The 13,418-nt window shown below is 70.9% G+C and carries 13 protein-coding genes and 1 tRNA gene; 9 read left to right on the top strand and 5 right to left on the bottom strand.

Annotated features, from left to right (window positions below; translation table 11 throughout):
• Positions 1-132 precede the first annotated feature (132 nt).
• The 6 genes from tmk (at position 133) to KBX50_RS14140 (ending at position 6,414) form a co-directional block, all read left to right on the top strand.
• Complete coding sequence (gene tmk / locus KBX50_RS14165; RefSeq protein WP_374224629.1) at positions 133-2,463, top strand: dTMP kinase; 2,331 nt, start codon at positions 133-135, stop codon at positions 2,461-2,463.
• Positions 2,463-3,677: a DNA polymerase III subunit delta' gene (locus KBX50_RS14160; RefSeq protein ID WP_210937497.1), complete on the top strand. Its 1,215-nt coding sequence runs from the start codon at positions 2,463-2,465 to the stop codon at positions 3,675-3,677. Before tmk ends, KBX50_RS14160 begins: the two co-directional genes overlap by 1 nt.
• 175 nt (positions 3,678-3,852) lie before the next feature.
• Positions 3,853-4,182, top strand: a complete 330-nt coding sequence (locus tag KBX50_RS14155; protein WP_093404078.1) for a YbaB/EbfC family nucleoid-associated protein — start codon at positions 3,853-3,855, stop codon at positions 4,180-4,182.
• 1 nt (position 4,183) lies between these two features.
• Positions 4,184-4,489, top strand: a complete 306-nt coding sequence (locus KBX50_RS14150) for a type VII secretion target (protein WP_210937496.1) — start codon at positions 4,184-4,186, stop codon at positions 4,487-4,489.
• Positions 4,489-5,193 carry a hypothetical protein gene (locus KBX50_RS14145; protein ID WP_210937495.1) on the top strand — a complete coding sequence of 235 codons (705 nt, stop codon included), beginning with the start codon at positions 4,489-4,491 and terminating at the stop codon, positions 5,191-5,193. The genes KBX50_RS14150 and KBX50_RS14145 overlap by 1 nt, the downstream gene beginning before the upstream one ends.
• A gap of 381 nt (positions 5,194-5,574) precedes the next feature.
• On the top strand, positions 5,575-6,414 hold the full coding sequence (locus tag KBX50_RS14140) for a regulatory iron-sulfur-containing complex subunit RicT (RefSeq protein WP_210937494.1): 840 nt from the start codon (positions 5,575-5,577) through the stop codon (positions 6,412-6,414).
• Between the two features lie 104 nt (positions 6,415-6,518).
• Here KBX50_RS14140 and KBX50_RS14135 read toward each other — a convergent pair whose 3' ends face one another.
• Positions 6,519-8,306, bottom strand: coding sequence for a metallophosphoesterase (locus tag KBX50_RS14135; protein ID WP_210937493.1), 1,788 nt, complete (start codon positions 8,304-8,306; stop codon positions 6,519-6,521).
• 129 nt (positions 8,307-8,435) lie between these two features.
• On the opposite strand from KBX50_RS14135, the gene KBX50_RS14130 reads away from it, so the two are divergent.
• A tRNA-Thr gene (locus KBX50_RS14130) sits at positions 8,436-8,508 on the top strand.
• Between the two features lie 249 nt (positions 8,509-8,757).
• Here the strand turns inward: KBX50_RS14130 and KBX50_RS14125 are convergent.
• Positions 8,758-9,366: a DUF4232 domain-containing protein gene (locus KBX50_RS14125; RefSeq protein ID WP_282101387.1), complete on the bottom strand. Its 609-nt coding sequence runs from the start codon at positions 9,364-9,366 to the stop codon at positions 8,758-8,760.
• Between the two features lie 367 nt (positions 9,367-9,733).
• Between KBX50_RS14125 and KBX50_RS14120 the strand changes: the two genes are divergently transcribed.
• On the top strand, positions 9,734-10,093 hold the full coding sequence (locus KBX50_RS14120; protein ID WP_210937491.1) for a hypothetical protein: 360 nt from the start codon (positions 9,734-9,736) through the stop codon (positions 10,091-10,093).
• A 159-nt stretch (positions 10,094-10,252) separates the two neighbouring features.
• Here KBX50_RS14120 and KBX50_RS14115 read toward each other — a convergent pair whose 3' ends face one another.
• From KBX50_RS14115 to KBX50_RS33595, 3 genes are read right to left on the bottom strand one after another with little or no spacing between them, the layout of a single operon-like run.
• Entirely contained in the window at positions 10,253-10,645 is a 393-nt protein-coding gene (locus KBX50_RS14115; RefSeq protein WP_210937490.1) for a DUF4260 domain-containing protein, read from the bottom strand.
• Positions 10,646-10,673: 28 nt separating this feature from the next.
• A complete protein-coding gene (locus tag KBX50_RS14110) occupies positions 10,674-11,279 on the bottom strand; it encodes a response regulator transcription factor (RefSeq protein ID WP_210937489.1) in 606 nt (201 codons plus the stop codon).
• Positions 11,276-12,427, bottom strand: coding sequence for a sensor histidine kinase (locus KBX50_RS33595; protein WP_210937488.1), 1,152 nt, complete (start codon positions 12,425-12,427; stop codon positions 11,276-11,278). Before KBX50_RS33595 ends, KBX50_RS14110 begins: the two co-directional genes overlap by 4 nt.
• Before the next feature lie 107 nt (positions 12,428-12,534).
• On the opposite strand from KBX50_RS33595, the gene KBX50_RS14100 reads away from it, so the two are divergent.
• Positions 12,535-13,416 carry an ABC transporter ATP-binding protein gene (locus KBX50_RS14100; protein WP_210937487.1) on the top strand — a complete coding sequence of 294 codons (882 nt, stop codon included), beginning with the start codon at positions 12,535-12,537 and terminating at the stop codon, positions 13,414-13,416.
• The last annotated feature ends 2 nt before the right edge of the window (positions 13,417-13,418 follow it).

The following is a 13,418-nucleotide window of genomic DNA, read 5'->3' as shown; positions in this document are numbered from 1 at the left end:
TGAAACGGTGAATGCGAAATACCCTCGCGTCCGCGTTGCCTGGGTCGGGCTGGCCACGGCGGCCTAGGCTCGGCGAGCAGGCGGTGCAGGACGGGAGGACGTCCTTACCGGGTCTAGAGTGTTCCACCGGGGGTGCCCAGCGATGGGCCGGCACGTGGAGGTACGGCCATCGAAAGCGAGTTCAACGGCGAGTCGTCCGGCGAGTCGCCGTCCACGGACCAACCTGCCGGCACAGCCGGGCAGCCCACCGGCGCGACCGGCCAGTCCGGCGGTGCCACGAACCAGTCCGGCAAGGCGGGGACGCAGAGCCCGTCGGGCGGCCCCGGCGGCCAACCCGACCTGACCGGGTACGGCGCGATCCGCTCGGTGCTGCGCATCCGGCCGTTCCGGCGGCTCTGGATCGTGCTCGGCGCAGCCTCCTTCGGTGATTGGCTCGGCCTGCTCGCCACAAGCGTCTTCGCCGCCGCCCAGGTGGAGGGGAGCACCGCGAAGGGTGCGGCCTTCGGTGGCGTGATCGCCATTCGGCTGTTACCCGCCCTGCTGCTCGGCCCGGTCGCCGGAGTGCTCGCCGACCGGTTCGACAGGCGCTGGACGATGGTCATCTGCGACCTGCTGCGGTTCGTGCTCTTCGCCTCCATCCCGCTCTACGCGCTGACCGGCGCCAGCGGCGCACGGGTGGTCAGTTGGGCGGCGATCGCCACCTTCCTGATCGAGACGGTCACCCTGCTCTGGATCCCGGCCAAGGAAGCCGCGGTACCGAACCTCATCCCGCGGGCCCGGCTGGAGACAGCCAACCAGCTCACCCTGATCACCACGTACGGCCTGACCCCGGTCTTCGCCGCGATCGTGCTCTCGTCGCTCGACGGCATCATCCGGGGTGCCACCGGCGGCGAGATGCCGGACTGGGCCCAGCCGGCCCAACTCGCGCTCTGGTTCAACGCGCTCTCCCGGCTCGCCACCGCCGTCGTGGTGGCCTTCGGCATCAAGGAGATCAGCCAGGGGCAGACCGACGAACGGGAGCGCACCGAGCAGAGCATGATGCGCCAGTTCACCGAGGGCTGGCGATTCATCGGGCAGACCCCGCTGGTGCGCGGACTGGTCCTCGGCATCCTCGGTGCCTTCGCCGGCGGCGGCATCGTCATCGGCACGGCCCGGTTCTTCGCCGACTCGCTCGGCGCCGGTGACGCCGCGTTCTACCTGTTGTTCGGCGCGATCTTCATCGGCCTGGCGATCGGTATCGGGCTCGGGCCGATGATCGTGCGGGAGATGTCCCGGCGTCGCTGGTTCGGCATGAGCATCGTGCTGGCCAGCGCCTCGGTGATGACGCTGGCCTTCGCCATCCACCTGTCCATGGCGCTGGTCGGTGCGGTCTTCGTCGGGGCCGGTGCCGGGATGGCCTTCCTCTCCGGCACCACCCTGCTCGGCGGCGAGGTCGCCGACGAGGTACGCGGCCGGGTCTTCGCCGTGGTGCAGATCGGTACCCGGCTCGTGCTGATCCTGGCGATCGCGCTCGGGAGCCTGCTGGCCGGTGTTGGTGGCTCCCGCACGCTTACCATCGCCGACCTCGGCATCTCCGTCTCCTCCACCCGCCTGCTGCTGCTCGCCGCCGGCGCGGCCGGCATCTTCGCCGGGATCAGCGCCTTCGGGCAGATGGACGACAAGAAGGGCGTGCCGGTCCTGGCTGACCTGTGGGGGTCGATCCGGGGCCGTCCGCTGATGCCGGCCGAGCCGTTCGTCTCAGCCGGACTCTTCGTGGTCTTCGAGGGCGGCGAGGGCGCCGGCAAGTCGACCCAGCTCGGCAAGCTGGCTGAGCTGCTGCGCGGCCAGGGACGGGACGTGGTGGTCACCCGGGAACCGGGCGCCACCGGCGTCGGTGCCCGGATCAGGTCACTGGTGCTGGACACCGCGCCCGACGAGGCACCCTCCCCGCGCGCCGAGGCGCTGCTCTACGCCGCCGACCGGGCGCATCATGTGGCCACCGTGGTCCGGCCCGCGCTGACCCGGGGCGCCGTCGTGATCAGCGACCGGTACGTCGACTCGTCCCTTGCCTACCAGGGCGCCGGCCGGACGCTGCCGGTCGACGAGGTGTCCTGGCTCTCCTCCTGGGCCACCGGCGGGCTCAAGCCCGATCTGGTGGTGCTGCTCGACGTCGATCCGCGTACCGGACTGTCCCGGGTCGCCGCTCGTGCGGAGAGCGCCGACCGTCTGGAAGCCGAGTCGATCACCTTCCACGACCGGGTCCGGTACGCCTTCCTCGATCTCGCCGCTGCCGACCCGAAGCGTTACCTGGTCCTCGACGCGGCCCGCTCGGCCGAGGAGATCGCCGAGCGGGTCGCCCGCCGGGTGGAGGAACTGCTCGGCAGCGCCGACGGGGTCGATCACCCGGGTCCGGCGCACGGTCCGGACACCTCGGTGCAGCCCGAGTTATCCCCGTCGGAGCTGGTGACGACGGAGCGGACCTGATGCCGGACGCCTTCGCCGACCTGGTCGGGCAGGACGAGGCGGTGCAGACGCTGCGCCGGGCCGCCGCGGCTGCCGCCGCCGCGCTGCGCGGCACCGGCGAACCCGAGGCAGCCGTCGGCGCTGACCCGGGCGGGGGAATGACCCACGCCTGGATCTTCACCGGACCGCCCGGCTCGGGCCGGTCGGTCGCGGCACGGGCCTTCGCCGCCGCGTTGCAGTGCGTGCACGGCACCGGCTGCGGCGAGTGCCCCGGCTGCCACACCACCCTCGCCGGCACTCACGCCGACGTCCGGCTGGTGGTGCCCGACGGGCTCTCCATCGGGGTGAACGAGATGCGGGCTCTGGTGCTCCGCGCGGCCAGTACCCCGTCCGGTGGGCGCTGGCAGGTCGTCGTCATCGAAGACGCCGACCGGTTGACCGAGGCGGCCGGCAACGCGCTGCTCAAGGCGGTGGAGGAGCCTCCGCCGCGTACGGTCTTCCTGCTCTGCACGCCGTCCACCCACCCGGACGACATTTCGGTGACCATCCGGTCGCGGTGTCGGGTGGTGCCGTTGCGGCAGCCGGCGGCCGAGGCGGTGGCCGACGTACTCGTCCGTCGGGACGGGATCGCCCCCGACGTTGCGCGTTGGACGGCGGCCGCCACGCAAGGCCATGTGGGGCGGGCCCGCCGGCTGGCGCGTGATCCGCAGGCCCGGGCCCGGCGGGAAGCGGTGCTCGCCGTGCCGCGTCGACTCACCGGCGTGGGTGCCGCCTTCGACGCGGCGTCCGCGCTGATCGAGGCCGCCGAGGCGGAGGCCGAGGCGTCGGTCGCGGAGATCGACACCGCGGAGCGCGCGGCGCTGGAGACGGCGCTCGGCGCTGGCGGCACCGGTCGGGGTGCGGCTGGTGCCGCCCGAGGAGCCGCCGGGCAACTGAAGGACCTGGAACGACGCCAGAAGTCACGGGCGACCCGGGCCCAACGGGACGCGCTGGACCGGGCTCTGGTGGACCTCGCCGCCTTCTACCGGGACGCGTTGACCATGGCGCTGGGCGCGCCGGTGTCGCCGGTGCACTCCGACACCGCCGAGCTGGCCGAGGCGGGCGCTCGTAGCTGGCAGGCGGAGGGGGCGCTGCGGCGCCTGGAGGCGGTGCTCACCTGTCGCGCCGCGATCGAGGCCAACGTCAAGCCCCGGATCGCCGTCGAGGCGATGATGCTCGCCCTCTGGAAGGGCTGACCGCCGCCGTCCGGTGCAACACCTCGGCGAACGGCCGGGCCGTCGCGCCCCGGCCGGTCCGTAGCCGGACCGTTGCCGACAGCCATCGACAGGCGCAATTCGCGTGCGGTACGGTCCGGTGTGCCGTGGTGACGGTGGCGGCACGCACAGTGATGAAACCGGGAGGAGTCCGGCGATGCCGCGGGGTGAGATCGACGAGGCATGGATCGAGGAGGCGGTCCGGCGCTACCGCCGCATCGAGTCCCTCCAGGCCGAGTTCGACCAGGCCGTGGCGACGGTCGAAGTCACCGTCCGCTCACCGGACGGCCTGGTCGAGGTGGTGGTCACCGCTGGCGGCCGGATCACCGACGTGCGCTTCCTCGGCCCTCTGCACACCCGGGCACCGCGTGACGTCGCCGACTCGGTGCGGGCCGCGGTCACCGCCGCCGCCGACGCTGCCGAGTGGGCGAGGGAAAAGCTGCACAACGAGACCTTCACCGCCTACCGACCGCTGACGGGGGCCTGAGATGGACAGCCTTCGCATCCTGGCTGGCCGCCTCGACGAGGCCAGCGCCACGCTTACCGCGCTCTCCCGATCGGTCACCGCCGGGGACCCGGCGCAGGTGGCGTTCGGCGCCGACGCACCCGGCCGACCGGGCGAGATCGGTCGGGCGTTGCACCGGCAGTGGGTGGCCGCCACCGGTGATCGGGCCCGGGAGGCGCACACCGCTGCCACGCAGGTGGCGTCCGTGGCCGCCGCGCTGCGCGAGGCCGCCGACCGCTACTCCGACATCGATTCCGCCGTCTCCCGCCGGCTCGCCGGTGAGGCGTGATGGATTTCCTCGACCGGCTCGCCGAGCCCGGCCTTGACCTGCTGGGGCGGGTGGACACGCTGCTCGCGGCGGGTGCTCCCGAGGGGCATCGGGTCTGGCCGCTGCTGCGCCGGATGCAGGTGCTGCCCGGTGACGCGCTGCGCGGCTTCCTCGACCTGCGGCCGGGGCCGCTGGCCACCGCCGGACACGCCGTCCGTCGGCACGTGCACGGCTACGACCACGCCTGCGCCGCGCTGACCGACCCGTTGCTCTGGTCCGGTTCGGCCGCCATGGCGTACGGCCAGTCCCGGGCGGCCCTGCTGCGGCACCTTGACGAGGGCCCCGAAAGCCTGGTCGGGCGGCTGGAAGCCACCGCCGGCTACGCCGACGCGCTGGCCGACTGGGTGGAAGGCAGCCGGCTCGCCGTGGCCCGGGCCCTCGCCGAGGCGATCGGCTCGGCCGAGGCGGTAGCCGTCGTCGCCGCCACCTCGGTCCAGCGGACGGCGGCGGGCTCCGGGGCGTCCGGGTCGGGTGGGGTGGCCGCCGCCGAGATCGCTGCCCGGGTGCTGGCGGTGCTCTGCGTCGCGTACGACGGCGCGGAGACCCTGTTGCGGCAGTGGTCACCGAGCCTCGCCGAGTCGCCGTGGCGGCCCGGGGGCGGGCGGTTCCGCCCGGACACGGGTAATGGCCCGGCTGGCGGCCGGACGACCCGGGTCGGCTGGTGAGGCCGGCGAGACCATCCGGTCGTCGCTCGGGTCGTCGTCGGGCGTCCGTCAACACCGTCGCCGATGCTGGCGCTGGCGCGTGCACAGGGTGCACGGCGCCGCTCGCGGGCACCCTCGCGGGTGGCCCGTCAGCGGCGCCGTGACCTTCCCTGCACCCCCCGCAGGTCTGCTCTCCACTCAACGCGTTCGGCCCGGTCTTGTCCCGCCCGTGACGCAGGTTTCAGCCGTCCGGGCGGCATCGTCGTACCGGCGGCCGGGATGGGGATCGGTCGAGTCGACAATCGTGGATGGCTGCGCGGCGTGCGGCGGCGCGGGGCCCTGGCGGAACGCCGCCGCCGATCGACCCGGCGCGTTCCCGCCCGCGCGACGTAGGGTGAGGGAATGGGCATGCTCTGCGCGGTCAGCTTCCAGCGGTACGGGCGTCTCTACTATCTCGACCCCGGCGAGCTGAGTCCGCAGGTGGGCGACAAGGTGCTGGTGCCCACCGACGACGGCCCCGAGGTGGCGGAGTGCGTGTGGGCGGCGCAGTGGGTCACCGACGACACGACGGGGTTTCCCCGGCTGGCCGGGCTCGCACAGGAGGAGGACCTGCGCCGCGACGAGGAACTGCGGCGGCGCAAGGCCGAGGCGAAGGTCGCGGCCAAACGGCTGATCCGCGAGCACGGTCTGCCGATGAAGGTGGTGGCGGTCGACCACGTGCTCGGCAACGGCGAGGGCGGCGGTGAGCGCAGCACCATCTACTTCACCGCCCCGCACCGGGTGGACTTCCGCTCCCTGGTCCGCGATCTCGGCGCGACCCTGCACTGTCGGGTGGAGTTGCGCCAGCTGTCGGCCCGCGATTCCGCACGGGTGCAGGGCGGTATCGGCTCCTGCGGCCGGGATCTGTGCTGCGCCACCTTCCTCAACGATTTCGAGCCGGTCACCATCCGGATGGCCAAGGACCAGGATCTTCCGCTCAACCCGCTGCGCATCTCCGGCGCCTGCGGTCGGCTGATGTGCTGCCTCAAGTACGAACATCCCCTGTACGCCAACTTCGCCGAATCCGCCCCGGCGATCGGCACCCGCGTCACCACGCCGGAGGGGGAGGGCCGAGTGGTCGGTCACAGCGTCCCTAGGGACGCGGTCACCGTCCGCCTGGACGCCGACGGCTCGCGCTCCAGGTGCTCCCGCGCCGACGTCTGCGGCTCCCGCCGCGCCTACGACCAAACCCACACCCCCTGACACCTCTTCTGGGTTTTATGCGTTGATCATGAGGTTAGCGGCAGTTTCGATCTCCAGAGTTGCCGCTAACCTCATGATCAACAGGGTGGGATTGGGTGGGCGGGTTAGGTGAGGGTGGTGGGGGGTTCGGCTAGGCGGGGGGTCAGCGGGGTGGTGGGGGTTAGCCAGGAGGAGTCGGGGGAGGAGTCGGGGGTGACCTGCCAGTCGCGGGCGACCCGGTCGATGGCGATCGGGTAGAGAGTGAGTGTGCCGTCGGGGTCGATCCGCATCCTGACGAAGCCCTTGGCGTCCTCGATGCCCTGCCCGGCGAACAGCTCGTTGACGTTCACCCCGAACGCGCTCGCGAGCAGCAGGTACGCGGCCACCAGCTGGCTGGCCACCAACCCGATCACCGGCAGGTAGACCACTGCCGCCGCCACCGCCGGCAGCGGCCAGGACCAGTCGTGGAACGGCAGGGCGAGCCAGGCCCAGGTGCCGGCGGCGGCCAACCCGACGTGCGCCAACCCGTGCCCGACGCCGAGGATCCAGTGCCGGGCGTGCCGCTTGCCGCTGGAACTGGGCGGCTTCGCGAACATCGCCGCCGCGAGCACCGTCACCAGCACCATCATCACCAGCGGCACGCTGAACAGCCGCTGCTCGGAGGCCTCGGACCGGAAGTCGGTCACACCGGCCATGGAGAGCATCAGCAGGGTTTGCAACACGCCCAGCAACGTCGAGAAGCCCGGGTTGCGGCGCGGCAGCCGGGCGAAGATCCCCCAGCCGTACCGGCGTGAGCGGGCGGCGTCGGGGTAGCGGCCCGCCAACTCGTACGCCTGGGACGGGCTGGACCGGCGGGCCAGGGTGTCGGGCGGTGGCACCTCGATGCGCTCGGGCAGCTTGTGCGTCGGGTACAGGTAGGCCCCGCCGCTGCCGGAGGTGACCAGCTGCCGCCCGTCCGGCCCGGTGTACCGCGCGTAGTGGTGCAGGTCGCCGGAGATCAGCAGGCGGACCTGGGCACCGGTGGGCGCGACGATGGTCCGGATGAAGTAGTCGATCGAGTCGTACGCGGTGGGCCGGTCGACGGCCTTCACCCAGGCCGGAGCCGGCACCGCCAGGATCACCCGGCTCTGCGGTCCGAGTCGCTTCGCCACCGCGTCGAAGTAGGTGAGCTGCGGGTCGTCGACGTACGAGCCGGACTGGTCGTCGAGACCGAGCAGCCACCAGTCGGCCGGCAGCTCGACGGCGAAGTACGACCGGGACTGGCCGGTACGCCAGCCGCCGAAGTGCCGGTCCCGGGTACGGACGAACAGCCGCAGGAACGCGGTCAGCCCGTCGTACCAGTCGTGGTTGCCGGGCACCGCGAAGATCGTCGGCTGCTCCGCCGGGGTGGCCGGCAGTGCTGCCTGGTACGGCCCCTTGCACCGGTCCTCGTACGCCGCGTACTCCGCCGACGGGTAGACCTGGTCGCCCCCCATCACCAGGGTCTGTGCCCGGGGCAGCCGGTGCCCGTCCACGGTGATCTCCCGCTGGGCGAGCAGGTAGGCCACCGAGTAGGTGGCGTTGAACCCGTCACCCAGGTCGGCCACGTAGTCGAGCCAGAGCCCCCCGTCCGGCCCCACCTGCCGGGAGATCTCCGCGTCCAGTGCCTTCTGGAGCTCCCGCTTGTCCAGGTAGGCCCCGAACAGCATCGCCAGCAGCGTACGCAGGCCGGTGCTGATCAGCAGGAACGGCGCGAGCCACGGCACCGGCTTGCGGGGGGTGAAACCCAGCTCCAGCGGATCGGTGCTGCGGGGTCGCCGGGCCGCCCGACCTCCGGCGGCCTCCCCGGCGTACGGCCCCTGCGGCTGCGTCCGGTCGCCGGGCGAGGGCCCGACGTCGCCCGGTTCGTCACGAGAGGTGTGATCGTCGGTCATTCGCCGCAGCGTAGTGCGGCCCGGCTGACCCGACGACCCCGGAAACGCCCCCCGGCGCCCGGTTCGTTCGGCTCGCGAGCAATCCCGCTCGGCCACGGAGCGACGCGTGCCGTACACTTGACCACCGTTGCCGCCTTAGCTCAGTCGGCAGAGCGACGCACTCGTAATGCGTAGGTCGACGGTTCGATTCCGTCAGGCGGCTCGGAATGATGCCCTGACCAGCGGAGACGCAGGTCAGGGCATCACTTGTATCGATGGAGATCCGACTAGCCCCCGAACCTCCCGCGCGTCACCCCGGGAGTGGAGCCGCCGGACCTGGGCGTCGAGATGAGCCAGGGATGGCTCGACCCCTGCAGGTCGCCTGATGCGACGTGGTTCAGGGCGGGAGGCGGATCGACAGATCACGGTGCCTCCCCCTTGATCTGGTGGGATGGTTGCATAGCGGGCTGGATCACCAGGCGACGACGCCTTGACGGCTGGGCTGTAGGGAACCGATCTGCAGCGATCCCATGGTGATGTTGCTGGCTTCCGGGTTCGGGAAGCCCTTGAGTTCGGCGGGCTTGTCGTCAACGGATGCCTGGAGGCTGAACTTCAGGGTGTTGCCCGCAGCGCAGTCACTGCTGCCCTTGTCGCAGGTCGTCCACTTGATGCCGGCCCAGACGGACTCGTCCGGCTCGACCGTGGTCGGTGTTGGCGGGCCAGGCTGGTCGACCTTCTCGGTGTTCACATCGACAACCATGTTGGCGGCGTTGACGAGGGAGATGTGGGCCCAGCCGTCGACGCTGCAGGCGTCAGGGCCGGCGTTGGTCAGCGTTACGAGCGCGACGTTCTCGGCATGCGGCTGCGCGGTGATGACGGCCGACATGTCCTCGGTCCGGCACGCGGCCGCCGAGTCCGAACCGGAAGACGAAGAGGCGGAGGGGGAGGAAGCGGAGGACGATCCGACTGTGGGGGGCGCGGAGGAAGAAGAGGCGGATGGCGTGGTCGTGCAACCTGTCGCGGCAGCGGCAACGCCGACTACCGGGAGCAGGCGGAGCGCGAGGCAGTACGAGGAGCGCATGTCGAATTCCTCTTCCTGGTGTCGTGGTTGGATAAACCCTGCCCGTTCGCTCGCGTGCTAATCGCCGGGACATCCCGCTATGGCACGAATGCGCGAGCAGGGCCTTGGCCGCGGGAGGCCCGGTTCGATTGCGTCAGGCGGCTCGGCGGCTCGGCACGCAAGCCCAGGTCATCGGCCTGGGCTTCGCCGTTTCCCGAGGTCGACGTTGGTTCTGTTCGGAGATCCGCCGAGCCCCGGAACGCGCTACCCCCGCCGCCGTCGGCAGAGCAGGTAGCTCCGAGGCAGGGAATGACGCGTGACTGCACCTGGTCGGAGCCGACGGCGAGAGCGGCTCATGGATGGGGCGAACGACGCCTACCATGAGCCGATGATCGAGCAAGGTCAGCGACGCGTCCCAGCGCCGGTAGCCGCCGTCTGCCTGGTTCTGCTCGTGGCGGCGGCGCTCTGGGGGTCGATGATGTTGACCAGTGGTCCATCCGTCGCCACCGGGTTGATAGGGGTGCTTCTTCTCCTGGCGTTGGCCTACGGCCTGTGGCGTGGCAGCGGGCGGGCCCGGTTTTGGACAACCGTTTTCTCGACCGCCGGCGTTGTGTACGGCGTCATCGCGATTGCCAAGGCTGATGTGCTGGGGCTGCTGCAGATCGTTGGTGCGTCAGCCATCGTTGGCCTGTTGCTGGTGCCCGCGTCGTCCCGGCGGTGGTTTCACGACCTGCCGGCGAAGGAGTAGCTCCGGCCGTCAGTTGGACCTGCGGTCCGCACCCAGTCCGCAAGCGGTTGGCAAACGGCGCGATGTCGAGAGGTGTTTCCGCTGCTAACACCCGGGGCGTCCCGGTGGGCAGCGGCACCGTCCGTTCCGCTGTGGCCGGGCCATGCCGAACCGTGCGGCTCAGGGAGTGGACCGTTTGGCCTTTCCGATCCGGCCGAGGTGGGTGTGCTCGAAGCCCTCTGTCGTCTTGAGACCGTAGCCGAGGGCGCGGTCGACGGCGATGTGGAACACCCACGCGATGGCGAGAATGCCGAGCCAGTCGATCGGGTCACGGAATGCGGCGAAGGCCACCGCGACCGCGCCCAGCAACGCCGGCAGCGCGTACGAGTGCACCAGGTTGTAGCAGAAGGCACCCGCGTGCGGGCCACGTAGATAGCCGATCATCGACAGGTCGAAGATCAGGAAGAGGGCGAGCAGCCACCACCACGCGTAGCCGGCGGCGACGATCACCACGACGGCGAGGGCCGCTACGACAACGCCTTCGATGCGCTGGGTCGGAACCGGGTCCAACATCTGACAACTCCCTGGGTCGCGTTCTGAGTCACAGCCAGTCGTGTTCGCGGGCGTAGCGCGCGGCCTCGTGACGGGTGTGGGTCTGGGTTTTCTGCATTGCGTTGGACAGGTAGTTGCGGACGGTGCCCTGCGCGAGGTAAAGCCGGGCGGCGATGTCGGCGACCGAGTAGCCCTCGCTGGTCACCCGCAGCACGTCGAGTTCGCGCTCGGTGAGTGGGCAGTCGTCGACGATGGCGAGCGCGGAGACGTCCGGGTCGATCCACCGTTTGCCCGCGTGCAGGTCGGTGATGACCGAGGCGATGTGGGCCGGCTCGGCCGACTTGCTGACGAAGCCCTGGACGCCGAGCTTCAGTGCCTTACGCAGCACGCCGGGCCGAGCATGCCGGGTCAACATGAGAACCACCTGCTCCGGTCGGACGCGGCGGATCTGCGTGATGGCGCCGAGGCCGTCCACGCCGGGCATCTCCAGGTCGATGACCAGCACGTCGGGCCGGTGTCTCAGAGTGGCCTCGACGGCGGTGTCGCCGTCGGTCGCCTCGGCGACGATGTCGATGTCGCCTTCGAGCGGAAGCAGCGCGGCCAGCGCCTTGCGCAGCAGGGCCTCGTCGTCAGCGAGCACGATGGCGGTGGTCATCGGTCATCCTCCGCAGCGCCGCCGGTGGCGGCATCGACACGAGCGGGCGGGAAGCTCGCGGCGGTCAGGAAACGCCCGTCCTGCTGTTGCACGGCCAGTTCGCCGCCGTCGGCTGCCAACCGTTGTCGGAGGCTGGACAGCCCTCGAAGCTCGGGCAGCGTATCGCTGCTCACGCCGTCGTTGACGATCGCGATGCCGGCTTCGGAGAGCGTGATCTGCACCTGGGTGGCCTGGGCGTGTCGCAGGATGTTGGTGGTGGTCTCGCGCAGCACCTGGCCGAGCAGTTCGCTGCTGCGCGGGCCCACCTCGGCCTCCCGGGTCACCCGGACCCGGATCCCCGCCGCCTCGAAGAGGTTCTTCGCATTTTCGAGTTCCGCCGAGAGGTTGAGCCGGCGCTGGGCGTACGCCAGCTCTTTGGTCTGGGCGATGGTGTCGCTGACCAGAGCGTACGTCTCCCGCAGCTCCTTCTCGGCGCGATCGGTGTCGCGGCGCATCAGCTTCCGAGCCAGCGCGATCTTCAGCTTGACCACGTGCAGGGTGTGGCCCTGGATGTCGTGCAGATCGCTGGCGAAGCGGACGCGTTCGCGGATGACCGCCAGTTCCGCTTCGCGCTCCCGGGCGTGATCCAGCTCCCGGATGAGGTCGTAGAACCGTTCGCCAACGACCGTCAGGACGGTCACCAGGATGGTGAGGCCCGTCGGGACGAGGACGTAGGTGATCAGGACGCCGCGGACGTCGTCCTGCTGCACCAGGAGCCGCGCCGCGCCGACGGCGGCGACGTAGCTGAACAGTCCGAACGCCGCCAGGGTCCGGCGTCGTACCTGGCGCAGGGCGAGGGACCCCACCGCGCAGATGCCCCAGTAGGCGTTGGGGCTGCCGGTCAGCAGCACCCCGAGCGGCCACACCACAGCCCCGACGATCGTGCAGGGCAGGGCGACCCGGGCGAGGTCGTCCGCCGTCCAACGTTCGAAGGCCACCACGGCCGCCACGGCACCCGGAGCCAGGACGATGAGATGCCACCAGGTGTGCGCGTCGGTGGCCAGGAGAACCACCGCGGCGAACACGACCGGCGGAAGTGAGGTGAGGAGATTTATCCGGCGCAGCCGCCTCTGCGTCGTCTTGGTGAAGGCCGGCGATCTCGCGGTCACCTGCCCAGTATTCTGCCGATCCTGCCCGGCGGCAGTGACACCACGTCACATGTACCCGTGACGTGGCACCACTGATGGATCGGAGCGACCGCTGCTGTCATTGGGGCATGTCCACGACACCAGTCATCGAAGTCGAACGGCTCAACGTCAGGTACGGCGACTTCCACGCCGTGAAGGACCTGTCCTTCGAGGTCCGGCGTGGGGAACTGTACGCGCTGCTCGGCACGAACGGGGCAGGGAAGACCTCGACCCTGGAGACCATCGAGGGTCACCGGATGCCGACCTCCGGCAGCGTGCGCGTCTTCGGGCACCAACCGGGTGACCGCCGGTTGGTACGTCCCCGGATGGGTGTCATGCTCCAGGAGAGTGGTTTCTCCCCGGACCTCACGGTTCGCGAATCGGTCCGGCTGATCGGCACCCTCACCCGGCGGACCGACGATGTCGACCGGGTGCTCGACGTCGTCGATCTCACCAGCAAGGCCGGCCGGAAGGTTTCCCAGCTTTCCGGCGGGGAGAAGCGGCGGCTGGACTTCGCCACCGCCGTCTACGGCACCCCGGAGCTGATCTTCCTGGACGAGCCGACCACCGGCCTGGACGTCCAGTCGCGCGACCACCTGTGGACGACCGTGGACCGGCTCCGGGAGAACGGCGCGACCATCGTGCTCACCACGCACTACCTGGAGGAGGCACAGGAGCGCGCCGACCGGATCGGGCTCATGCACGAGGGCACCTTCCACCGGGAGGGCACCGTCTCCGAGCTGACCCGGACCCTGCCGGCGGTCATCCGCTTCTCGCTGCCATCGACGGTCCCGGCGCTGCCGTTGCAGGCCGCCAGGGACGGCGACGGCAAGGTCGTGATCGAGACCTTTGGCCTGCAGAAGGACCTGCACATCCTGCTCTCCTGGGCGCAGGACCACGCCGTGGAGCTGCGGGACCTGGAGGCCGGACCGACCCGCCTCGACAACGTCTTCCGCGCCATCAGCGGCTGACT

The organism is Micromonospora sp. C51 (assembly GCF_018070435.1).
GTDB lineage: Bacteria > Actinomycetota > Actinomycetes > Mycobacteriales > Micromonosporaceae > Micromonospora > Micromonospora sediminimaris.
This window is presented reverse-complemented; position numbering and strand designations above follow the sequence as displayed.